The sequence below is a fragment of the Candidatus Polarisedimenticolia bacterium genome (assembly GCA_035764505.1).
Taxonomy (GTDB): domain Bacteria; phylum Acidobacteriota; class Polarisedimenticolia; order Gp22-AA2; family AA152; genus AA152.
This window is the reverse complement of record DASTZC010000262.1, coordinates 1-23,113: the sequence shown is the minus strand read 5'-3', so window position 1 is coordinate 23,113 and position 23,113 is coordinate 1. Positions and strand designations below refer to the sequence as shown.

General features: G+C 65.8%; 15 protein-coding genes. All 15 read right to left on the bottom strand.

All coding sequences use genetic code 11. The features are described 5' to 3' along the window. Positions 1–1,110: hypothetical protein (locus VFW45_17060; protein HEU5182499.1), on the bottom strand; the 1,110-nt coding region annotated here is incomplete at its 3' end. 477 nt (positions 1,111–1,587) lie between these two features. Beyond that, positions 1,588–3,138 (bottom strand): hypothetical protein, encoded by a 1,551-nt coding sequence (locus VFW45_17055; protein ID HEU5182498.1) that lies wholly within the window; start codon positions 3,136–3,138, stop codon positions 1,588–1,590. Positions 3,139–3,222: 84 nt separating this feature from the next. Continuing rightward, entirely contained in the window at positions 3,223–3,933 is a 711-nt protein-coding gene (locus VFW45_17050; GenBank protein ID HEU5182497.1) for a hypothetical protein, read from the bottom strand. A gap of 135 nt (positions 3,934–4,068) precedes the next feature. After that, positions 4,069–4,572 (bottom strand): hypothetical protein, encoded by a 504-nt coding sequence (locus VFW45_17045; protein HEU5182496.1) that lies wholly within the window; start codon positions 4,570–4,572, stop codon positions 4,069–4,071. Between the two features lie 84 nt (positions 4,573–4,656). Further along, positions 4,657–7,368, bottom strand: coding sequence for a VCBS repeat-containing protein (locus VFW45_17040; GenBank protein ID HEU5182495.1), 2,712 nt, complete (start codon positions 7,366–7,368; stop codon positions 4,657–4,659). 179 nt (positions 7,369–7,547) lie between these two features. Next, positions 7,548–9,446 (bottom strand): thrombospondin type 3 repeat-containing protein, encoded by a 1,899-nt coding sequence (locus tag VFW45_17035; protein ID HEU5182494.1) that lies wholly within the window; start codon positions 9,444–9,446, stop codon positions 7,548–7,550. 256 nt (positions 9,447–9,702) lie between these two features. After that, a complete protein-coding gene (locus VFW45_17030) occupies positions 9,703–10,311 on the bottom strand; it encodes a sigma-70 family RNA polymerase sigma factor (protein ID HEU5182493.1) in 609 nt (202 codons plus the stop codon). 14 nt (positions 10,312–10,325) lie between these two features. After that, complete coding sequence (locus VFW45_17025) at positions 10,326–14,405, bottom strand: C25 family cysteine peptidase (protein HEU5182492.1); 4,080 nt, start codon at positions 14,403–14,405, stop codon at positions 10,326–10,328. 392 nt (positions 14,406–14,797) lie between these two features. Further along, a complete protein-coding gene (locus VFW45_17020) occupies positions 14,798–16,681 on the bottom strand; it encodes a sulfatase-like hydrolase/transferase (protein ID HEU5182491.1) in 1,884 nt (627 codons plus the stop codon). After that, complete coding sequence (locus VFW45_17015) at positions 16,669–17,766, bottom strand: radical SAM protein (GenBank protein ID HEU5182490.1); 1,098 nt, start codon at positions 17,764–17,766, stop codon at positions 16,669–16,671. Before VFW45_17015 ends, VFW45_17020 begins: the two co-directional genes overlap by 13 nt. A gap of 32 nt (positions 17,767–17,798) precedes the next feature. Beyond that, positions 17,799–18,074 (bottom strand): PqqD family protein, encoded by a 276-nt coding sequence (locus VFW45_17010; protein ID HEU5182489.1) that lies wholly within the window; start codon positions 18,072–18,074, stop codon positions 17,799–17,801. Then, positions 18,071–18,985: a hypothetical protein gene (locus tag VFW45_17005; protein HEU5182488.1), complete on the bottom strand. Its 915-nt coding sequence runs from the start codon at positions 18,983–18,985 to the stop codon at positions 18,071–18,073. Before VFW45_17005 ends, VFW45_17010 begins: the two co-directional genes overlap by 4 nt. 143 nt (positions 18,986–19,128) lie before the next feature. Next, the gene (locus tag VFW45_17000) at positions 19,129–20,970 is read right to left on the bottom strand and encodes an alkaline phosphatase family protein (protein HEU5182487.1); all 1,842 of its coding nucleotides are present in this window, start codon (positions 20,968–20,970) and stop codon (positions 19,129–19,131) included. A gap of 6 nt (positions 20,971–20,976) precedes the next feature. Further along, entirely contained in the window at positions 20,977–21,897 is a 921-nt protein-coding gene (locus VFW45_16995) for a polyprenyl synthetase family protein (GenBank protein HEU5182486.1), read from the bottom strand. A 90-nt stretch (positions 21,898–21,987) separates the two neighbouring features. After that, positions 21,988–22,941 (bottom strand): alpha/beta fold hydrolase, encoded by a 954-nt coding sequence (locus VFW45_16990; protein HEU5182485.1) that lies wholly within the window; start codon positions 22,939–22,941, stop codon positions 21,988–21,990. Between the last annotated feature and the right edge of the window lie 172 nt (positions 22,942–23,113).

Genomic DNA, 23,113 nt, shown 5'->3' with positions numbered 1-23,113 from the left:
CGGGAGATGGTTCGCGTCGAGCGCCAGCGTCATGGCGAAGAAGACGCAATCGGTCGCTCCGGGAAGCACCGGGAGCGTCACGGTCGCGCTGGTCGTCGCGGTCCCCGGAACAATGAGAGGATCCAGCCGTCCGTCGGCGGCTCCGCCGTTCGAGCCGTCCTCCCCGGCGTCCAGGATACCGTTCAAGTTGGCGTCCTCGGGGCTGAACGTCAGCCAGTTCGGCGTGATCGTCTGGAACGTCGGAAACGGTGGCAGCTGAGGCGGAAAGATGAAAACGCGGCGATCGAACGCGGCCGCGGCCGAGGGGCTGCATTCGCCGCGCTTGAACAGCAGGATCCGGCCTGCATACAGATTCCTCGGGCAATTGACGGCTCGACTCTCGGCGATGGCGCAATCGTCCAGGATGAGAATCCCAGAGACGTCGCCAAACCCCAGGCTGACGGATGAGCCACCCGGAGCCGGCGTGACGCCAAGGATCTCGGGGGCCGGAATCGGAGCGCAGGTCTGCGGCACGGGGTACCCGGAAAACGCGTCTCCACCGCAGGGATCGCCGTCGACCGCAGCCGCCCCGGCATTGTCGAGCACGTGCTGCGCAAAAAACTCGTTGTAATCGACCGACACGGCGACCATCCGCGCGACATTCGGCTGGGCGGGATCCACTCCCGCAATAACATAGTCGACAACCCCGAAGTCCGGACCGCCGCGGCATCCTAGAAGCGAAGTGTCGCAGAGGCTGGTGTTGAGGAAACACCCGTCGCTGCCCCCATTCGCGCCATCGGTGGCCGCCAGGTACGAGCCGTTCGCCGCGCCACCGTTCGGACCGTCGATCATCATGCCTTGCGTCATGGACTGGTTGATGCCGCTGTCGTGCCCGGCGACGCTGGCGGTCGCGGCATTCGCGTCATAGGCGATGGTGCGCTGCACGGCACGGCCGTGGCCCCAGAAAAACGCCGCCGCGTTCGGACCGCAGGACTCGAAGGAAGTGGTGAAACCTTGCAGGATCGGGGCGCTCGGACAGTTCGCGTAGGAGCGCGCGGACTCGAGCGCCGCCAGGACGACGACAAAGCTGAACAGGATCGGGACCAGACGGGAAAAGCCGGTGCGAGACATGAGTGGACCTCCTAAACACGGATTAGACTTCAGGCATCAGCCATCTCTCCGGGGGTTCTTCCTACCTAGAACGCGACCGGGCCAAACCGCTCTTTGGACCCATCGTTCTTCAGGACCTCGACATAGACCCGCGGCAGAGCCCTTGAGCTGGCGCGCATCGAAAGACACGCTATAGCTCGCGCCCCTGCCCGTGGTCCCTTCCTTCGCGGCAATCAGGCTGTCGGTTCGTCTCGCGTCCATGTCAGCACCTCTTCTTAGCGTCTTCTTGAGAAACTCCTGGAAAACAAAAGGCCACCGGCCTTTGGGGCCGGTGGCCTGGTCTTGCGAGGACGCGTTCAACTAGCTGGTGATTGGACCCGTCGAGCCACAGCTGTCATTGCTCTTCGAGCACTGCACAGCCCGGGCTTCCACCTTTTCGCTGTGGATGATGGCGGGCTTCTCGTAAGGCTTCTTCATTATGAAATCCCCCTCTCCTCGTTAGAAGCTGACCGGGCCGAAGCGCTCTTTGGACCCGTCGTTCTTCACGACCTCGACATAAACCGCCGAAGAGCCCTTGAGCTGCCCCGCATCGAACGAGAGGGTATAGCTCGCGCCCTTGCCGGTCGTCCCTTCCTTCGCGGCAATCAGGTTGGCGTTGATCTTAACTTCGCCAGCGCCGCCCTTCTTCGCGCCAATCACGTTGAAGCCGGCCGTCGTCAGCTCGACCCCGGTGGTCCAGTCGACGTTGCCCTTGCCCTGGGTCTTGCTGGCGCGCAGCTCGATGACCTGGTCGGAGACCGGCGTGCCGGACCCGGCCTTGATCGGATTGGTATTCACGGAGACGAAGGGGCTGAGAACCAGCTCGCCGACAATCGTGTTGGTCGGCGGGTTGACGAACTTCCGGTTGTCGTCCAGCCCGATGGCGGTGCCCAGGAAGATGCAATCCGTGGCGCCGGCAACCGCCGGAACGAAGACGGTGGTCGAGCCGGCCGAGCCGCCCGTGATGAAGTAGGGATCGAGGCGCTGGTTGACCACTCCACCGTTGGTTCCATCCTCGCCGGCGTCGAGAACGCCGTTCAGGTTGGCGTCCTCACGGCTGAGGATGAGCCAGTTCTGGGGAATCGGCGCCACTGCCGCCGGAAGGGTGGCAGGCATCGTAAAGGCAACGCGGGGAAGAGACGCTGCGGTCGACGAGGTGCAGCCGCCGTGCGTGAAGACGATCACGCGGCCGGCATACAGGTTGCGGGGGCAGTTGACCTGCCGGCTATCCGCGACGACGCAGTCATCGAAGATGGCGTTGGCGACATCGAAGGGACCGACGCCCACAGTAATGTTGGCACCGCCGGCGACCAGGGAGCTGGCCGTAATCTGGGGCTTCGGAATCGGCTGGCAGGTGACTATGCTGAGCTTGCCGCAGCCTCCGTCACCGTCGAAATTGCAGATGTTCCCGTCCTGAGTTCCCGATTGACAGACTTGACCTGCGACAACTCCCGCCTGGTCCAGGACGTGCTGCTGGAAGAACTGGTTGAAGTCGACGGAAACCGCGGCCATCACCGCCTGGTTCGGATCTGCGGGGAGCTGGCCGCCGATTGCGTAATCGACGACGCCGAAGTCAGCAGCGCCGCCGCAGCAGGTGCCTGAGCCTGAGCCGGTATTCGGGCAGTTGGTATCGACCAGCGCTGCGTTCAGGAAGCAGCCGTCGGAGCCGGTGTTGCCGCCGTCGGTGTTGCCGAGGTAGGAGCCGTTGGCAGCGCCGCCGTTCGGGCCGTCGATGAAGATCAAGTCGGCGAAATTCGCCAGGCGGCCGCTGTCATGGCCCGCAGGGCCGGCCGTGGCGCCGTTCGCCTCGTTCGCCAGCAAACGCTGTACGGCCCGGCCATGCCCCCAGAAGAAGGCCTGGGCGTTCGGGGTGCACCCCTCGAAGGAGCTGGTCAGGCCGTGCAGGATCGGAGCGCTCGGGCAGTTGGCGAAGGCGGTCCCGGCGGGCGCCACCATGCAGGCGATCCCGACCAGAACCGGAATAGCACTCTTGGTCCACTTTACATGCATTAGGTACCCCCTCTCGAAATTAGAAGACCCGGATGCCCTTTGGAGTCGGCGATGCGAAGGAAAACGGGGCATCATAACACGAATTTAGAAATGCGGCGGCAGCAGAGCCGCAGGATTTCCGGCCGTCGTCTTGCGGATGCGGATCGCCTCGCCGATGACCAGGTTGAAGTTGTTGGCGGTCAGGCCGCAGGTGAAGCTGGTCGCGGCGCCCGAGGCGGCATCGATGCGGGCGACCGTGACGCCGGTGGCCAGGACGAAGCCGTAGGAGGTGCAGATGTCCTGAGCCTTGGTCCAGGTGGTGTGGTACGGGATGCCGAGCCAGTTGTCGCCCTTCGGACCCGGGGCCACGAAGCCGCCCTGCAGGATCGGGAAAGAAGCCGACTCGTTGCTGGAGCCGACGAGGACGATGTTGGTGGGACTGGCCGGGGCAACTCCGCCGGTGATGCGGACGCGGACGCCGCGGGTCGGGTCGATGGCGGTGGCGCTGCCGACGGCGCAGTTGGCGCTGGTGGCGGCCCCGGTCGAGGCGTTGATCTGCGCGATGGTGACGTTCGCCTTGGTGGCGCCGGCCGCCGCGAAAGTGTTGCACATGGCCGTGTAGGTCGTGTTGGGGCTGACCCAGGGAATCGCGCGCCAGTTGTCGCCCTTCGGGCCGGGTGCGATGAAGCCGTTCTGCAGCGCAGTGTTAATCTTGAAGCCCATGTTGGAAGCCATCAGGATGCCGCCCGAAGTCGCGAACAGGGCTACTGCCGCGCCCAGCACCACCCATGCTTTCCAGTTCGTCTTGCTGACCATTGCCTCGACCCTCCTCCGCCTCGATTTGAGGTGTCTTGTCCCTCCCCCGAGGGACAGTCCACTTGTGAGAGAGAATTGGACTACTTAAATACCGTCAAAAGAGCGTTTGTCAAGGGGAAACGGGCCGCTAAAGGCCTATTCCACCCGGTAATAGGTGACCTGGCCCTTGCCCGGGTCCAGGTCCATCCAACGGGTGCCGACCACGCTGTAGCGCTCGGCCTTGCTGAAATCCCTGGGATTGCTGCTCTTCAGGACCCAGAACCGATCCTGCGTCCCGTCGCGCCATTCCAGGAGGACTCCCCCCTGGCGGACGGGCTGGATCGAGACCAGGCTGACCTCGGAGCGATGCGCCCCGCGCAGCAAGTCCCAATCCTGCCGCTCCGACAGGAACAGCGAGGAGATCCCCACCACCACCGACAGCCCCAAGGCGGCGGCAGTGGCGCGGCGCGGGAGCTGGAACAGCAGGAAGCTGCGCAGGCGGGAACCCCAGTCGGAAACAGCTCCCCTCTCGATGTTTCTGCGGCACTCGAGGGCCAGGCGGCGCCGGGCCCCGGGCGAGAGCTGGATATCGATGTTTTTCAGGGAGTTTACGGCCCTGTGAAGGCGTTCGTCGTGGGTGCTGGTGGGTGTGAAGTCCATGTTTGCTTTCCCCCTCACCAGCTAAATACCTCAACGGGAATGGGTGCGTTCAGCCGAGTGGATAAAAAAGTGGGCCCTCAGGCCTTATAGGCAATCCCCGGAGCTGACGACCCGGACCTTGCCCAGGGGGGACCTTCCATAGCTCCCCTTCACCTGCGCATCCTGGGCGCGGAAGAGATAGAACCAGGTGGTCCCCAGCGGAATGGCCTGGTTGTCCTCGTTTCCCACGGTATCGGTGTTGGGAGAATCGTTCTCGACGCAGAGGACCGGCCCCAGCGAAGTCGTGGTGGCACCGAAGGTCACCTGAGCCCGGTCTCCCCGGATCACGTCGTAGGACGCGGCTTCGAACATGGGAGGCCAAGAGACCTGCACACCCCCGACCGCCTGCGTGACGGTCAGAAGCGGGTCCTGGCTCTGGTTCAGGAAGATCGAGATGGTGCCGTCCTCCTCGTCGGCGGAGGCCATGTCGGGCTTGCCGTCGGCGTTGAAGTCGGCCACCGCGATGTCCCGCGGCCCGGAGCCGCTGCCGAAGCGCTGCGCCACCCCGAAGCGACCCGTTCCGTCCCCCAGCGCGATGAGGATCGCGCCGCCGGTGAGGGAGTTGGTGACGAGGTCGTCCCAGCCATCGAGGTTCATGTCGGCCAGGGTCCCTTTCCAGGGCGCCTTGACGTTCGCCGCCTCCTGATAGGAGGTGAAAGCCCCGGTATTGTTGCCCTTCATGGACGACACGCTGTTGGAGTTGAAGTTCAGGCTGATCAGATCGAGATCGGCATCGCCGTCGAGATCCTTGAGGATCGGAAGGCGCGGCCCCAATCCGGTGGTGGAGCTCATCGTGGAGCTGGGAAATGCTCCGGTGCCGTTGCCGGGAAGGAACGAAGCTTTCGCCAGGGCGGAGTTGCACACCACCAGGTCGCGGTTCGTTCCCGCGTCCACCGTCCCTACGGCAACCCCCGAGGGGGCGGCGACGCAGTTGCCGGGGATCGGGTTGGTGCAGGTCTGCCCCGTGGGGCAGTTCGCGTCGACCGAGCAGAGAGTGCCGGTCGTGATGCTGCACCGGCCCCGGCAGTCGGCGTTCGTGGCGCAGGCGATCCCCGGCGCGAAGCCGCCGTCGCAGATCGACGCACCGCCACCCGAATAGCGGGTCACGTTGCCCAAGGTCCCGCCGGTCTGCAAGAAGACGGAAACCGAGCCGTTCGGGAAAGAGGCGTCTCCCGCGGAATTGACCGCCACCAGATCCGGATGCGTCTCATCGGTGTCATTCAGCGGCCCGGCGGTCAGATTCTCGGGGAAGATGCAGCCGGCCCCCGAGCTCTGGTTGCAGCTGCTCCCCAGGCTCTTGTCGGTGCGCGCGCCGAATGTCCCGGGACCGGTTCCCGGGAAGAGCGAGATATTCTCGGGACCGGTATTGAGCGTGACGATGTCCAGAAGAGAATCGGTGGTGAAGTTGCGCAGCAGGACTCCGGTCGCCGCCGTATCCCCCGGCTGGCTTCCCGGCAGGGTCAGGACCGCACCCGCCGAGAAGGTGCCCAGGCCGCTGCCGATGAGGAGGTTGACCTGGTTCAGATCGGTCTGCGCCACCGCCAAATCCGCCTTGCCGTCGGCATTGACGTCGCCCGAATCGAGCGAAGTGAGCAAGGTCAGTGGCGAGAAGGCGTAGGTGGGCGTGGCGGTAAAGCCCGCGGCGCCGTTGCCGAACAGCAGCGACAGGCTTGACGAGGGCAGGTTCGCAGTCACCAGATCGATCGCCGTGGTGCTCCCGATATCGGAGGCGGCGATGCCGCCGGCATAGCCTCCAATCGGAAAGCTCCCGCCGGCCGTGAAAGTCCCGAAGCCGTTGCCCGTGTAAATCTTGATGATTCCCTGGCCGTGATCCAGCTCTTCTCCGAGGACCAGGTCGCGTGTTCCATTGGCATTCACGTCGATGGCGAGGACTTGATGCGTATGTCCCCCGACCGCCTGGGTCACGGGAAAGCTGAACCCGACGTCGGGGTCGCCATAGAGTATCGCCACGTTGTTGACGTAGTTGCTGCCCACCACCAGATCGGGAGAGCTGTCGCCATTGAGGAGTCCCGAGGTGATCGAAGTCGGCATCTGCACCGCGTCGATGGAAACCGGAAAGCAGAAGCCCGTGGGGCAGCCATACGCGACGGTGACCTTGCCGGCGGGCGGCGGATCGGGGCTGGTGTCGAGCTCGCTGACCACCGCGATGTCATCCTTCAAATCGCCGTCCCAATCCCCCACGGTAAGAGCGAGCGGGCCCTGATCCACGAGGGTGGTGCTGGCCAGGCTGAAGCCCCCGAGGCCGTTGCCCGAGTAGAGGCGAACTTCCGCCGAGCCGTAGAGGACGACGATCAGGTCCTTCTTGCCGTCCAGGTTCCAGTCGGTGATTCCCACGGCGATCGGCTTCGATCCCAGTCCGGTGAAGACGCTCGTGGGCGCCCCGAAACCTCCCGCCCCGTTTCCCAGGAAGATCTGAACGTTGTCGCCGACCGAGCAGGCGACCGCCACGTCGAGGAAGGAATCGGTGTTGGAGTTGAGACTCGCAACGACCAGGCCCTCCGGATAGGCCAGGGTGGCCTTGGGGACCTGCGGGTTGAAGATGCCGTTGCCGCCTCCGAGGAGCACCGAGAAGGTGCCGGAGGAGCTGTTGGCGACGATGACGTCCTTCTTGCCGTCGGCGTTCAGATCAGCGACCGCGATTCCCTGCGGGATGTCACCGACGGAAAGGTCGCGCCGGGCCGCGAAATCGACCTGAGCCCGGACCAGAGACCCAGAGAGAGCGGCCGACGCAAGCAACAGAGCAGCAGTGCGGAATAGATGCTTCGAATAAGACAGAGATAGTTTCACCGGTGGCTCACGCTTTCGCGCTGCGCCCCCCTTTGGCAGGGTCCCTCTCCCCGGCGGGCCAGCTGAAAGAACAGAAGGGGCCACCCGCAGAGTGCGCGGGTGGCCCCGAGTTTATTACCGATGAGGCACTAGCGAACGCGCGTCGCGAGCGCCTGGATCTTGACCGGCGTAACGATGTTGTACTGGGGCCGGCCGCCGCAAGTGCTCGGGCGGGTCATCTGAACGAAGATGTTGTGACCGCCGTGGCACTTCGAGATCCGGAACCCGGTGGCGCCGCCGTAGGAGCGGTTGCGCACGCCGGAGTTGCAGCCAACGCAGGCAACGTTGACGCCCGTGCTGCGATCGCCGCCGGGACTGCGATAGACGACCGAGAAGGCCGGGCAGTTCCACTCGGCCCTGGTCCTGAAGGTGATCGAGCAGTCGCCGAAGCCCTGGTCAGGCTGCAGCGGGTTCGGCTTCACAATGGGCGTTCCGAGGAACTTGTCCTCGCACGCATCGCCCAGACCGTCTCCCATCCCGGAGGGAGTCTGCGAGGCGTTGGAGACGCTGACGCAGTTGTCGAACGGCGCGCCGAGTGTCCCGGGGCACAGACCGGCGTTGAAGATTGCCGGCTCGCAGGCGCAGACGCCATCGTTATCGCCGTAGGGCGGCAGGTGGTCGTCGCTCTTCTCATAGGGGCAGGGATCGCAAACGTTACCCTTGCCGTCGCCGTCGGTGTCGAGCTGGTTGGCGTTCGCGACGTCGGGGCAGTTGTCCAGGTTGCTGCAGATACCGTCGCCGTCGTTGTCGTGGCCGGAGCCGCAGCCGTCGCAGGCATCGCCGATGCCGTCACCGTCCGAGTCCGCCTGACTCGGGTTGGCAACGCTGGGGCAGTTGTCGACCGCGCCGCAAATGCCGTCGCCGTCGACGTCGTTGGAAGCATCACCCGGGCAGGGATCGCAGGCATCGCCGACGTTGTCGTTGTCGCCGTCGGCCTGGTCCTGGTTGGCGGCGTTGTCGCAGTTGTCGCAGACATCGCCGATGCCGTCACCGTCGCTGTCGACGTTCGACCCGGGAGTGCTGGGACAGGTGTCAATGACATCGGCAATTCCGTCGCCGTCCGCATCGCCCGTGCCACCGAGCTTCTGAGCCGCGGCACCCGACAGGTACTTCCCTTCGAAGCCCGAGTCCCACACCGGGTTGATCGCCACGAACCGGCACTGGCCGGCGTTGGCGGCCGAGATCGAAACCGGCGAACCGGCGTTGGCGCCGGCCGGAAGCACTCCGCCTTCCTGAGTCCAGGCGCTGCGATCCGACGTCAGGGGGCCGAGAGTGCAGCTGGCGCTGATGCTGTAGACCTTCCAGCCGCTGTGGATGTTACGGGTTCCGCCGGCGCAGTCATCCGCCAGGGAGATGCCCGAGTTGCTGGCGCAGTCGTTGTAGGAGGAGACGCCGCCCCAGCTCGCGGTCGCGTTGAAGGGACCCGAGCCGGAAATGCCGCTGAGCGAAGGCGTGGGAACATTGGCGCAAACGGTGTTCGGGCTGCCGTTCGCCTGATCCAGGTTGTACATCTGGAAGAAAGTGTCGAGATCGACCGAGTAGGCGGCATAGGTTCCGTGCGCGCCCGAGGTTCCCTGTCCGAGACCGTTGCTGAAAATGACGGCCATCGGCGGCAGCGAGCCGTCGCTCTGCAGGTTCGGACCGTCGGAGATGCAGCCGTCGACGTCCTGGTTGCCCCAGTCATGCTGGTAGACCATCCCCTCGCCGGGGACCAGCTCGAAGGTCTCCAGGTTGCTGGCGCCCTGGTCGACTCCGAGGCCGGCCACGGTGTTGCCCTTGCCGACCGCCCAGAACTGGGTGTAGGGGGCGTTGCCGCAGGAAGCGGGATCGAGGCCACCATTGGTGGTGAAACCGCTCTCGAACGTCGGCACCCCGTTCCCGATCGTGATGCCGCTGCCGCAGGTCGCCATGGCGGGACCCGCACTCAGGGCCAGACACAAAATCCCCGCCGCCAATGCCGGCAGGCCCACCCGAACCACTCTAGTCATAGCAGCTTCCCCCCTGAAAGGTCATCAGAAAGCCCTCCTGGTTTCTCCCTGAAAAACACTAGCTAAGCTCTTTATTCGCATGAGATACGGATATTCGGCATGGTGTGCAGGACATGGAAACGCAGCGGAAGCTCCTGTGGAAATTTGCTTTCCCCTTAAGTACGGTCAAAGAGAGAAATGTCAAGGGAAAATACCTTCAATCCCTGACGGTTAATACCTGGGGTCTCGGGAAAATGTTCATTTTTTCCAAAATAATTCATCTGGGACCTGGCTCGATGGTCTCCATCGCACGACGCAGCTTGTTGCGAGCGCTGGCGGCATGACGCCGCACCGTGATGGCGGAGATTCCCATGGCGCGCGCCACCTCGGTTGTTTCCAGCTCCTGCAATTCCCTCAAAACAAATGCCATTCTCTCCTGGCGGGAGAGCACTCCCATGTGCGAGAGGAGATGGGAGCAAAGCTGGGTGTTCTCGACCTGGACCTGGAGGGCCTCGGTATGCGCCGGCTCCTCCATCCCCTCCCCGACCAGAGCTTCCCAGGAGACTTCCCCCCGGTCCCGCCGGCGCCGCAGCGAGTTGAAGACGACGTTGACGCATATCTTCCAGATCCAGGCCTCGAAGCTGCGTCCCGGGTCGAACTTCGCCAGGTAGCGGAACACCCTCAGGAAGACTTCTTGCGCGGCATCCTGCGAGTCCTGTGGGGTGAGCCCCATCTGGATGGCCATCGACAGGACCCGCCGCTCGTAGAGGCGGATGATCTCCTCGAAGGCGTCGATCTCCCCCGCGCGGATCCGCTCGATCAGCTCCTCGACGGCGCGCGCTTTGGCGGGCGCCTGCTCGAGCGCCGGAGCGTCGGTCACGTCCACGATTGTCCTTTTCGTCAGTAGGGGCTGAGGTTCCCCCGGGTGTCGACCACGAGAACGGTGTAGTAGAACCTCGCAGAGCCCGGAGCGGGGACGTCCACGCTGGTCCCCGTGAGATTGTCCATGATCAGGTTGCCGGCATTGGCGGCGCTGCGCGGCACGGGGATGGTCGCCCCGTGCAGGCGGTAGTAACTGATGTTTGCCGGCTTGCCCGTCACCGTGACGGTGACCGCGGGCCAGGAGAGGCGCAGCATTCCGGGCGTGGGCGAAGGCGCGACGCTCAGCGTCAGGATCCCCGCGGGCAGATCGGCGCCGAGCCCCGAAGAGAAGCCGAAGTTGTCCACCGCCGACACCAGATAGTAGCCGTCGTCCGGAGTCACCGCCCCGCCCGTGTGAGTGTAGGACGGATTGGAGGAAGCCGGCACCTGCGCGAGCAGGTTGAAGCCATCGGAGGGTATGAACGAAGGGAAGTTGGAGCGATAGACGTTGTAGTGATTGATGGTGGTCGCGTTGCCGTAGATGTTCTGGGTGACGGCGGGCCAGGAGAGAATCAAATCGTTGCCCGAGCGGGTCACCGTCAGCGCCTGGATCGTATTCGGCGGGGCAATCCCCATGAAGACGTGCGGCATGCCGCTCACCTCGATGCTGTCTGCCCCCACCACCGAGGAGGTATTGATGGCGCGCACCACGGCGTAATAGGTGGTCCCGGTGGTCAGGCCGTTGAGGAAGATCGAGGTGGCCAGGCCCGCGTTCAGCGTGATCGGATGGCTGCCGGGGACGGTCCCGTAGGAGACCTCATATTTGAGCAGGTCGGTCTCGGAGTTGGGCTGCCAGCTCACCTCCAGGGTCGTGCCGATGCCGGTGTCGCGCACCTGGACTCCCAGCGGCGCCACCGGCGGGACCAGGTTGGCCGGCCGTGCCCGGCGGCACTGCGGCCCGTCGGGAGGACCCGAGACGCCGCAGTCGGCGTTGGTGTTGGTCACCGCCCCTTCGAAGCCACCGGCATCGATGCTTGCCGCGCGGTAGAAATAAGTGGTGCCGTTGGCCACGGTGGTATCGGCGTAAGCGGTTCCGGCGACCGGCGAGGCACCGAGCTTCGTATAGGGGCCGGCCGGTGAGGTGGCACGATAGACGTTGGTCCCCACGGCCGTGGGGTCCGGGCTCACCGTCCAGGAGAGATTCACCACCGCGTTGCCGGCGGAAACGGTGAAGCTGCCGGGGGGAGCCGGGGCCGGCATGGCGAGGCGCAGCGAAGGATCGCCGAGAAAGGTGAATCCCTGCATGTCGGCAATCGCGCCGCTCTGGAAGAGCGCGTCGCGCGCCCGCCAGGTCAGCGGGCCCAGCTCGCGGACCTTCTCCGGACCGAAGAGATCGCTGTAGAGCTTGTCGCTGACCGTCTCGGCGAAGAAGGTGAAGGAGAGGCCGGACGGGGCGAAATAACCGATTGCTCCGCCGCCCGCCGACTCCAGGAAGGCTTCGGCGATCGACTCGACCCCGACCGCGTGGAATCCGCCGGTCAGGCAGTCGGAGTTGTAGAAAAAGGGCTGGAAAGGACCGTTGGTGAGCAGGGCCACATCGGCGGGACGGAGCACCAGATCGTTCCCCAGGATGTCGAAGGCGCCGTGGCCCGAGAAGCTGGCGATCAGCGGCGGGGCGGTGTTCCAGCGGCTCACGAAATCGGCCTTGAACTGCTGCGTGATCGGGTCGTTGGGATTGTTGGTTCCGCCGACCGGCGCGTTGTACGGTGGGCGCGCGTAGTATTGCTTGGTGCCGGTGAACGGCGGCGCGAAACGGGCCGCAATCGCGTCCTCCTCCCCTTCGAAGAGGTCGGTCTCCTGCTGCACGTTGCCGACGTCGGCCAGGAAGTAGCCGGCGGCACGCCAGGCGCCGGCCGGCGGCGCCGTGTCGTAGGCTCGCAGCTTGGCGAACACGCCCTCCGCGCTGGCCATCGTGCGCGCCGGAATCCTGCCGAACAGGATGTCGGGCGACTGATCGTCTCCGAGGAACGACGCGAGCCAGGCGTCGGAGGAGTGGTACTTCAGCACGGTCTGGTCGTACAGCATGATGGTCGTCGGCACCAGCTTGATGTAGTCCGAAGAATTCAGATTGTTCTTCGGATCGAGCGTCGCGTCTCCCACCAGCAGCAGATAGGCGGGCGCCGCCGCCGTCCCCGCGGGCCCGATCCAGTTGTCATGGGCGTAGGCGAGGAAGGTCCGAATCGCTTCCGGGTCCTCGATCGAATTGCTGAAGGCGTCGTAGATCTCCTGGATGAAGACCAGCCGGACCGCCAGGCCTCGCTGGGTCTGCAGATGATCGACGAACTGGCTGTAGGCACTGTCCGGCGATGTATCAATCAGGCTGGGATGGGCGATGATGATGTAGTCGGCTTCGTTGGCCGGATCGAGCAGGCTGTTCGGAGCCAGCACCGCGACAAAGTCGGGCGCGAGATAGCCGCCCGGACCGCCCACCCAGAAGGAGCGCGTGGCGGGCGTCGGGACGCCTTCGAGGGGAACCTGGAAGGTGAGGGTCCCCGGACCGGCCGAGGCATTCGCGACCAGCCGGGGCTCGCGCGTGTTGGCGGTGCCCGGCAGGACCCGGCTCACGTCGTAAGCGAAGGCCGGCGATCCGGAGAGTCCGGCCACCGTGAACTTGGCCGCCTGGTTGGGGAAGCCGAACGGGAGCCGGTCCCCCACCGCCTGGAACAGCCGCCGATAGGTAATCTCGGCGAAGTCGACGCGCACGCTGTCGACGCCGATGGCCGGGACCGCGGGGGCCTCGACGTGCAGCGTCGTGGGATCGGTGAGCAGCGACTGGCTGGCGGTACCCACCTGATCGAACACCGTCTCGCCGTCCCAGTCGAAGGTGGTGGTCGTTGCCCCGGAGCCGTTGACCGTGACCCGCGTGCGGTGATCGGGGTTGATTGCTGTCTGGCTCGACACGCCGCGCCAGCGGACTTTGACGTCGGCGGTGAAAGCTGCCGCCGCCAATCCGGGGAGCGGGACGCTGAGATCGCGCGAGGCGGTCGTGGTGCCGTCGGCGAAGAGGGTCGGCGCCCAGGTGTAGGTGTCCTGATCGTTGAGCGGCGAGAACCAGTTGTCCACCTCGGCGTGGGCCGTCTCGATGAAGCTGGTTTCGGCCGCAAGGCCGCCGGGAGTGCCGTCCAGGCTCGCCATGCGCTGTCGGCCCGCCGTGCCCGGCGCATCGAGTAGATAGACATTGGTGTCGGTGAAATCGCTCGCCCGGTAGATGGGAGTCGGACACGCGGGCGGACCGCAGTTCAGTATCGCGTAAGGATCTGATTCGCTCTGGCCGTAGAACTCCAGCGAATCACCGACATCGAAAGAGCTGTCGCCGCCTCCCACGATGCGGACCGGCACTTCCACCCCTTTGTTGCGCAGACGGAACGTTGCCGGATCCTGGCCGATGTATTCCGGTATCGGACAGCTCCCGAGCGTCGGGCAGCTGATGCGATACATCCCTTCTTGCTTGACCCCGATCCGGTAGGCGGTCAGGGGGCCCGATTCCAACCGCGGCGGCGCAGCCCCTTCGAGGCTCGCGGAGGACGCCATGGGCCGGGCCCGACGACTCGGCGAAACCTGCTCGGGATTGAGGAAGCTTTCACGGTAGAAACCGTCCAGCCGTGGATCGGCGAGCGGCGGCGGCACCGGCGCGGTCGCGGCGTTCTCCAGGGTAATCTCGATCTCAATCTCTTCGGCGATACGGGCGGCGCCGCTGCGCGGGGACACCTGCATCGGCGTCAGGACCAGCTCGACATAGCGCTGATCGCGCACGAAGCCGATCCGGCCCAGCTGCGCCACCGCCTCCGGATAGAGGGCGTCGGATTCAGCCAGCGACGGATCGTCGGCGTAGGCGGGAATCGTGACGGGAGGCTCTTTCTCCTCACCCTTTCCTCGACGCGGCGAGGCGCCGGAAGGGACCGGCTCGAGGCGCTGGCCCGAAAGGGAGCGGAACTTGATCCGCGTGACGGTAAGGACCGGAGCTCCCTCGGGGGGAAGGGCGATCCGCTCCAGCCGCATCGGCACCGCCGGAGCGCCGGCGCGCGGATAAACCCCATAGCCGGAGAGCCGCAGTCGCACGCGGCCCGCCGCGTTCGGGCTCGGCACGATCGAGGCGGACGGAATCTTCAGCCGGGCGGTGAAAAAAGGCCGGAAGGAGCCGGGAGCGGAAGGACGACCCCCGGACACCCAGGAGGAGGAAATCAACAGGACGGCCAGGAGAGCGAGGAGCGCCCTCCTTCCGACACGAGCCGGGCGATTCCCTCCGCGCGACGCTCCGCGGGGGGTCGATGAGCGGAGACTATCGGGTCCGATGGTACCCACCTCGGATCCGCCCCTTTTTCAGGGGAAATCTCCCACTGAACTCCTTCCCTGGCTGGCGAGCAGGAAAGTGCGGCGGACCACTTGCAATCCTTTGGTGTCCTTAAATATACGATGAGGTCGGGGTGGAGTAAAGCCTCTTTTCGACCCTCTCAGGAGCCGGCCGAGGCGCCGAACTCCGCGTCCAGCCACGTCTTCACTGCCGGCTGGGTGACGATCGATTGGAGATCGGGGTCGGATTTCAGGTGCCGGACGTCGCGGAACCCTTGCTTGACGCTCTCCTTCAGCCGCGCCACCGCCTCCGTCTTGTCCCCCTTCCGGGCATAGGCGCAGGCCAGATCGTAGGTGACCTCCGCCGGGTACCGGTGCTTCAGCTCGAGGGCGGTCTTGAGGAGGGCGATGGCGTCGGAGTAGCGCTTTTCGGGGAAGGCGACGTGCGCCAGCTGGTGGTATATCTCGGGCTCCAGCGGGTAGAGACCCTGGGCGGTCTTGAGCAGCTCGGTGGCGCGCTTCCGCGCGGCTTCATCATCCGATCCCAGGGCCGAGGCGATCCCGACCAGCGAGAACAGATTCTTGCCATCCGCCGCCAGCAGCGGCTCCTGGGCCTTGAGCAGAGGCGACGGTCCCATCACGTCGGTGACGAACTGCAGCTCCTGCAGTAGAGGAAGGCTCTTGACGAATCCCGCAGCATCGGGGAGCTTCCGGGCGCGCGCTTTTTCCAGCGAGGCGGGTGAGAGCTTCTGCGCCTGCAGGCTCGCCAGGCTCGCGGCCGAGGGGACCGGCCCCGTCCGGTAGTGCGCCTCGGGGATCGACTTGCCGCCGGCAAGCGCGCGCAACGCCTCGCGCAGTTTCGCCACCTGCTCGGGCCGGGATGCCGCGAGGTTCTTCGCTTCGCCGGGATCCGCGGACAGGTCGTAGAGCTCCTCGGTCGCTCCTAGAATCAGCCGCCATGGACCCTGGGCGATCGCCTCGCGCGGCGCCCAGCCGAAAAGCTCCTGCCCTTCCAGCGCGGCGGCGTGATAGGAGGCAGGCTGCGCCGACTGCTTCTGGAGGAGATCCCTGCCGGCAACACCGGGCACCGCATCCAGGCCGAGCACTTTCTGCAGGGTGGGGACCACGTCAACCAGCCCCGCGAGGGAGTCGTCAGCCCCCTTTGGCACGTTCGGTCCGTTGATCACCAGGGGCACCCGCAGAGTGCTGTCGTACAGGAAGAGTCCCGCCCGCGATTCGCCGTGGTCCCCCAGCCCCAAACCATGGTCCGATGTGAGAACCACCACCAGCGAGCCGTCGCGCTTGTGCTCCTTGAGGTAATCCAGGGTTGAGATCACATCCAGATCGATCATCTCCAGCCTGTCCCGGTAGGCGATGCGGGGATCGGCGTCGGGAGTTCTCAGGACGCTCTGCTCGGGGACGGTGAGATCCGCGTAGTGCATCCACAAGAAGAACGGCTTTTCAGCGGGCTCCGAAAGCCAGCTGCGAGCCCCGGCGCCCACCTTGCTCGCACCCCGGAGGGCCAGACGCCAGGTCCCTGTGGGCAGCGGGACGTAGCCGTCCTGGAAAACGTCGAAGCCGCGATCGAATCCCCTTCCCGAAGCTCTCGAAGTGCCGAGGAAGGCCCCGGTCATGTAGCCCTTCGCCTTGAGCCGCTCCGCCAGCGTCCGCACGCCGTCCGGCAACTGGTCGCGGTAATCGTCGTCCCAGACCTGGTGCTGAAAAGGAGTCGATCCGGTCAACAGCGTGGCGAGCGACGGCAGGGTCGACACCGAAGAGGTCACGACCTGACGAAAAACATGTCCCTTCTCGGCGATCCGGTCGATTCCGGGCGTCGGCTGCGACGCACTCTTGGAATAGCACGAAAGAAAATCGGGTCGCAGGCCCTCGATGGTGATGAGCAGGAGGCTGGGAGGGGCGGGGGCGGCGGGAGGCGCGGGCGACGCACCCGCCAGGAACAGCAGCGCGGTGATCGGCAGGAGGACCGCGCCGGCAAGCCGCGCCCGTCGCTTCTTGCGAAATAAGGCCGCGATCACTCGCCGCATTTCTCGAAGGTCTGGTCGAGACCCTCGATCACCTCGCCGGCGGCGGCGCGCGCCTGCAGCTCGAGATAGGTCTTCTTGCGATAGCGCGCGACGAGCTCCGCCTGCGGGTACATCTTGGTCGGATCGCCGGTCTGCAGCCACGCGACGCCGGCGCAGAAGGCGGTGAACTGGCCGACGTCGGAATCCTTCAGGGTCGTCTGCGGAATCTCGTCGGCCACGCGGCGCACCTCCTTGAGCACGGAGGAGCCGCGCCAGACGTCGCGCAGCGAAGCGATCTCCATCAGGTTGGCAACCTTCCGCCGCCACTGCACGCAGGGGTAGATGTTGCCGTAGGGATCCACCGCGAAGCCGCTGCGTCCCGTGCCGCAGACGGAGGAGATGTCGGAATCGTCGCGGCGCATGGGAATCTTCTCATTGCGCACGTCGGCGAACTCGTCGGACCACCACCGCTTCATGAACGTGTCGTCGGCCCCCATCTGCAGCGGCTCCTGGTCGCCGTCGTCCTTCGGGGTGATGACCGGATCGAAATGGAGGTCGGCGTCGAGATCCTCCGCCAGCGTCTTGATCTCGCGCACCTCGCCAAGGTTCAGCTTGGTGATGGGCGTCTTGAGCAGGACCTTCATGTCGCGCCGGCGCAGCGCCTTCACGGCGTTGACCAGCTTGGCGAAGGAGCCGGGCACGCGGGTCAGCGCCTCGTGCGTCTCGGGCCGGGCCCCGTGCAGGCTGATCTCCAGCTCGAACGGATGGACTTCGTCCTTCAGCCGCTGCGCCATCGTCTCGTCGATGAGGAAGGCGTTGGTGTAGATGCGGATCGCAAAATGCAGCCGCTGCGCTTCCCTGGCAATCTCGAAGAAGTCCCGGCGGCAGAGCGGCTCGCCGCCCGACAGCGTCAGGAACAGAACGCCGAAATCGGCGATCTTGCGCATTGCTTCGAAGACCTGGGGAGTGGTCAGCTCCTTCTGTCCCGTGGGGCAGTTGTAGCAGAACGAGCAGGCATGATTGCAGATGTAAGTCAGCTCGAACAGTGCCGAGTAAGGCGTGGCCGATTTCCAGTTGCGCGCGATGATGGCCTGGTAAGCGTTCATGGGTCTATTCTCCTCGGACTTTCCCGTTTCGGCTAGTCCAGCATCCGATTGGCTTCGAGGCTGGTGAGGAACTCCCGGACGTCCTTCGTCACCTGCTCCCGCTCGCCATCGAACTCCTCGCACAGGATGTCCACGATTTCGCTCTCGTTCTTGACTCCGTCGAGCAGCTCCCAGACCCGCGTCCCGATCGGATTGAGGACATGGATATAGGAGCCGTCGGGCAGGACGATAGTGGTCTCTCCCCCTTCGAAGACGCGAAAGCCCGCCGTCGGATGGCGCTTCGGCGGGTTGGTGCTCCAGTCGGTCACGACTTGTCCCCTTCCGGCCGGATCACGCTCCAGAACTCCGCCGACTTGCGGAAGTGCAGGCGGTGCACCGGGGCATGGCGCGCCAGGCGCGCGGCAATCTCGACGGCACGACCGCCACCCTCACCTTCCATGACGAAGGGGAGACTCGCCATCAGCTCCGCCGTGGCGCGCGAGGCGGGTATCTCCTCCACGAAATCGCGACGGTCCTGAATCAGGCGATAGGCGGCCGCCAGCGGAAAGGCGCGGTCGGTCGCGGGAGGCTCGCGGTACACCCCACGGAAGGGGACCGAGCAGGCCTCGAAGCGCTCGCCGTCCGGCTGCAGCAGGATCAAGTCGTCTCCCAGCACCAAATCTCCCTCGGAGAGCAGTGTGACCGTCGTCTTGCCCGCTCCGGAGGGACCGAAGAACAGATAGGCGGCGCCACCGCGAACCACTCCCGAAGCGTGAATCAAAAGGCTGCCCCGGCGCAGGAACCAGTGCGCCGCGACCACCCGCAGGAAATTCTCGAAGGCCCGGTGCAGCGGTCCCTCGTCGATGCGCGCGATCGCCAGCTTGCCGCACCGGCGGAGCGGATCGAACCATCCCGCGAACTCGTAGGAGTAGCAGACGAGGCGTTCGTCCGACCAGGTCTGCTCGAGGCGGTAGTATTCGGGCTCTTCTGCCTTGCCGCGCGGCTTCAGGAAGCCGGGAACTTCCGCTTCGACGATTTCGATCTCTCCCGCGCCGGAAGCCGCTTCGTCGCGGATGAAGCAGCCATAGCGGGAGCGAATGAGATCCCTGTCCGAGGTCGACAGCCCCGACAACTTCAGGTCGAGACCCGCGAGGGTGAATCGCAGGGAGTGCGGACCCCGCGAAAGGCAAACCCGATCGAAATAGTCGGGACCGGGGTGGTACTCAACCTCGGGGGCCAAAACGGGAATGGTCCCTCTCTCCGACCGCACCCTCGAAGCCCGACGGCCGATTTGGTGAATGGTTGCAAGGCCCGGCGAAAGGCCGGTCAGTGCGGAATATACGCCAATCGACAGGGGCTGTAAAGGCCGATTTTCCAATCAGGTCAACGGATATAGCCCAATGAGCGCAGCTTTTCGAGGACCTCGGGATCGAACTCGGAGCCGCCGCCGGAAGGGGGTCTGCGAGGGCCGAAACCCGCCACCGGATTGACACCTTCACCCCCGAATTTCCTGCCCGGCAGGAGACAGTCCCGCAAGACGCGCCCTCGCATTTCCCGCGAGCGCGGGAAACCCTGGGCCGCCAGCAGCGTCGGAGCAACATCGAAGAGGCTCCCCGAAAGTCGCTTCCCCGGTGCCACGCCCGGGCCCGAGACGAGCAGGAACCCTTCGCTGCCGCCGGCGGGATCATTACGTCCCGGGTCTCCCTCGAGGATCACGAAATCGTCGGGTCGCGCGCTGTCAGCCAGCAATCCGACGGCGGCGTCCAGATTCTCCAGGTGGTCGATGAGCTCGCGGTCCTGGAGCAGCTCTCCTAGGCGGCCGTGATCCTGTCGCGCGGGGGCCGCGGCCAGAACATCCAGACCGTTGAGGTAGACGGCCACGAGAGGCCAGCGCTCTTTCCATCCGGCGCTCGCCAGCTCGAGGTGAAAGCGGTCCATCGCAGGGGCTCCGGCAGGACCCGCGTCGCGGGAGCCGGAGGCCGGATTCGCGGCGAAAGTGCTGGCATAAACCTTTTCGAGATCGGTCAGGCGCTCGGGTGGGAAGACTTCCCGATCCGGGGCCCCGCCCGATTCGAGACGAAACAAGGCGCGCTCGGTGATGCGCACGCCCGGCCCTTCATCCGCCGGCCAGGTCGCCCACCAGTTCACCACGTAGGAGGGAACCCCCTTCTCCGCAAGAATCTCCCACACGGTCTTGTCTTTGCGGTGGACCCCCGAGACAGGGACCTCCTTGATCGGAGGGACGAAAGGGTTCAGGGCCCGCGCCGCCTCGAACAGCGGGGCGCTCCACCCCGTCGCCGCCAGCGGGGTTCCCATCCCGGGAAGAATGGCCGATTCCACGCCTCCCACCCCGTGCCGCGGCGGCGCGAATCCGGTGGCGGCGGTCACCCAGATCGCCGGAGGCTCCGCCGCGGGACGCTGCAGGTTCACCGTGCAGCTTGCAGCGGCGCGCGCCGCCAGGTGTGGCAGGTGGCCTTCCCGCTCCATCGCCTGCATCAACGAGCTTCCGAGACCATCGACGCCGACCCATAGGGTTCGGCCCTCCACCGGCGCCGTGGAGAATTCCCCGGCCGGGGTGGAGGGGACCCTCTCGCGGCGCGAGCGCCACAGGGCGCCGGCGATCACCACGATCAGGAGAGCGACGAGGATCGCCTGGAAGCGGCCCCCCGCCTTTCCCAATCCGCGCATCCGCCCCACGCGCAGGAGAGACAGCCACGCGGTCAGTGAGGCGAGGCGCCCGAGGAATAGGCTGATGAGCAGGATGAAGACGACGAAGCCGATGGTCGCCCAGTCTCCTCCGGTCTCTCCCCGGCCGCGCCACCAGAGCGACAGGTAAATCGCAAACCCGAGGGCGATCGCTCCGCCGATTCCCCAGGCGAGCCGGGCGGAGTGGCCGCGTCCGCGCGGCACGAGGCTTTCGAGCAGGCGCGTGAGAGCGCCCGCCGCCAGCTCCACCGCCAGCGTGAGGAGACCGCAGATGGGCGCCAGGTAGAGCGCGAGAAGGAGAGCATCGCCGGCGGAGGCCAGAGGCGGCGATCCGAGAAAGGCGAGCATCACCACGAAGGCCAGGTCGAGGACCAGCGCCGCGAGCAAGGCGGCCTTGAGAGATCCTTTCAGCCATCCCCAGGGAGCGGCCGCGTCGCGCAGGATGACCCGATCGAGATAGCCCCGGCGGCGGAGCGCCTCCTTCAGCTCTTCCAGCCGCTCGTCGCGGATCGGCGGCATCTCTGACTAGCGATCCCGATGAATGAGCAGGCTGGCCAGGCCGCGCAGCAGCGCGCCGCGCCGCCCGAGAGGCGCGAGGTGCTCGACGGCGCAATCGAAGAGCTCTTCCGACAGACGGCGGGCCCCTTCGATCCCCGACAGCGTGACGAAATTCCCACGCCGATCGGCCTGCACGCTCTTCCCGGCCCGCGCCGGATCGCCGGTGGCGTCGAGGAGATCGTCCACGATCTGATAGGCGAGGCCCAGGTTCTTGGCGTAGCCGCGCAGCGCCTCGGTCTCGGCAGGGACGGCGCGTCCGAGCAAGGCGCCCATCTCCACGCAGGCGAGGAACAGGCTGCCGGTCTTGCGGGAGTGAATGCGCTCCAGCTCGTCGAGGGCGCAGCGCGACGGCGACAGCGCCAGATCGAGCCCCTGGCCCGCAATCAGCCCCTCGGTCCCGAGCGCCGCGCCCAGGCGGCGCGCCATCTCGGATCGCACTTTCTCCGGGATCGCGGAGTCTGCCGCCAGGATCTCGAACGCGCGGTTGAGCAGCCCAAAGGCGGCGAGAATCGCGGTGGCCTCGCCGAAAACACGATGGGTCGCGGGCCGGCCGCGTCGCAGATCGGAGTCGTCCATGGAGGGAAGATCATCCAGGATCAGCGAGCTGGCATGGGCCATCTCGATCACGGCCCCGGCTGCCACGGCCTTGGAACGAGGGGTCCCGTACAGGTCGGAGACGGCGATCAGCAACGCGGGACGGATGCGCTTGCCGGGCGACAGGGCGGCGTAGCGCATCGCCTCTGAAACCCGGGCGTCATCCCCCGCCGCGGCAGGCAGCAGTCGGTCGAGCGCCGTCTCCAGATCGCGTCCGACACCGTCGAGGAACTGTCGCACCTGCTCGGGGATCGCGGATTCGGCAACTGCGGTCCGCGAAGGAAAGGAAGGCATCGAAGCAAGCCTCTCGCCGGCGGCCTTTCCTGGCCACGAACGGCGACACCTAGGTTATCACAGCGCCGGCACTCGCCCGGGGCCCTGGTCCTAGCGGACGTTGACCTTGATGGCGTCGGGCGTCGGCTCGAGGTGGACCTTCAGGTAGGTTCCGAAGAAAGAGGCGATCGCCTCAGAGTACTTGCGGCGGTCCTCGTCGTACAGGCTGGAGGCATCGCTCCCCTGCAGCTCCAGCAGGTTCTTGTCGGCGCTCCCGCTGTCGGGCAGCGCGGCGTACAGCGCCTTCCCCGCTTCCACCGATCCGGGCCGCGAGGCGGCGACGATGAACAGAAAATTGCGATCGGCCAGGTCGGTAAGCGCCTGCGTCGCGGCATTGCGGGAGTTCTTCCACTGGAAATAAGGGCCATAGAAGACCGACGCATAGCCGGTGACCTTCGTCGTGGAGGGGGGCAGCCCGCGGAAGAGGGCGCGGTCGAGATAGCTGGCAACGTCGGGATAGGGAGAGTCGAGCGCCAGGGCGACCACCTCCGGGCGCTCCGCGGCGGCCAAGAGCCCCGCATAGGCGCCCATCCCGATCCCCCAGACGCCGATCCGATCGGCCTCGAGGTCCCGCCGCGTCCTGAGGAAGTCGATCGCTCCGAGCACGTCGTAGCGCTCGAGCGTGCCGAGGGTGCTCCCCTTGCCGCCGCTGGCGCCGTGCCCCCGAAAATCGGGAATCAGCAGGTTGTACCCGGCGCGCTGCAGCGGCACGGCCGCATCGAGAAAGGAGCCCTTCGATTCGCCCAGATCGTGGCACAGGATGATCGTCGGGGCGTCGCGGTCTCCATGGATGAGCCAGGCGCTCAGCGTCACGCCGTCGGTGCTCTGGAAGTTCACGTCGTCGGCCCGAAGCAGCAGGTCCGAGGGGTTGACCGAAGCGGAGACCCTCGGAGGATGCGTGAGATCGTGGATCTGGTAGTAGACCATCGAGCCGGCGCCGGCCACCAGAACCACCAGGGTCAGCAGGAAGACTCCGGGACCGCTCTTCAGGAAACGCGCGACCATCGACTCCCTCCTTCGACCCGGACGCGAGATTTTCCTGCCGGGCCCGGAGAATATAGGTTCGCCGGGAGGATGGTGCAAGGCTCTGATTGTCAGTGGTTTGAAGCGGACCCGGGCGGATCCGGGGTCTCTCCGGCCGGGGGTTTTTGCGGCGTCTCGGACGAGGCAAAGTGGG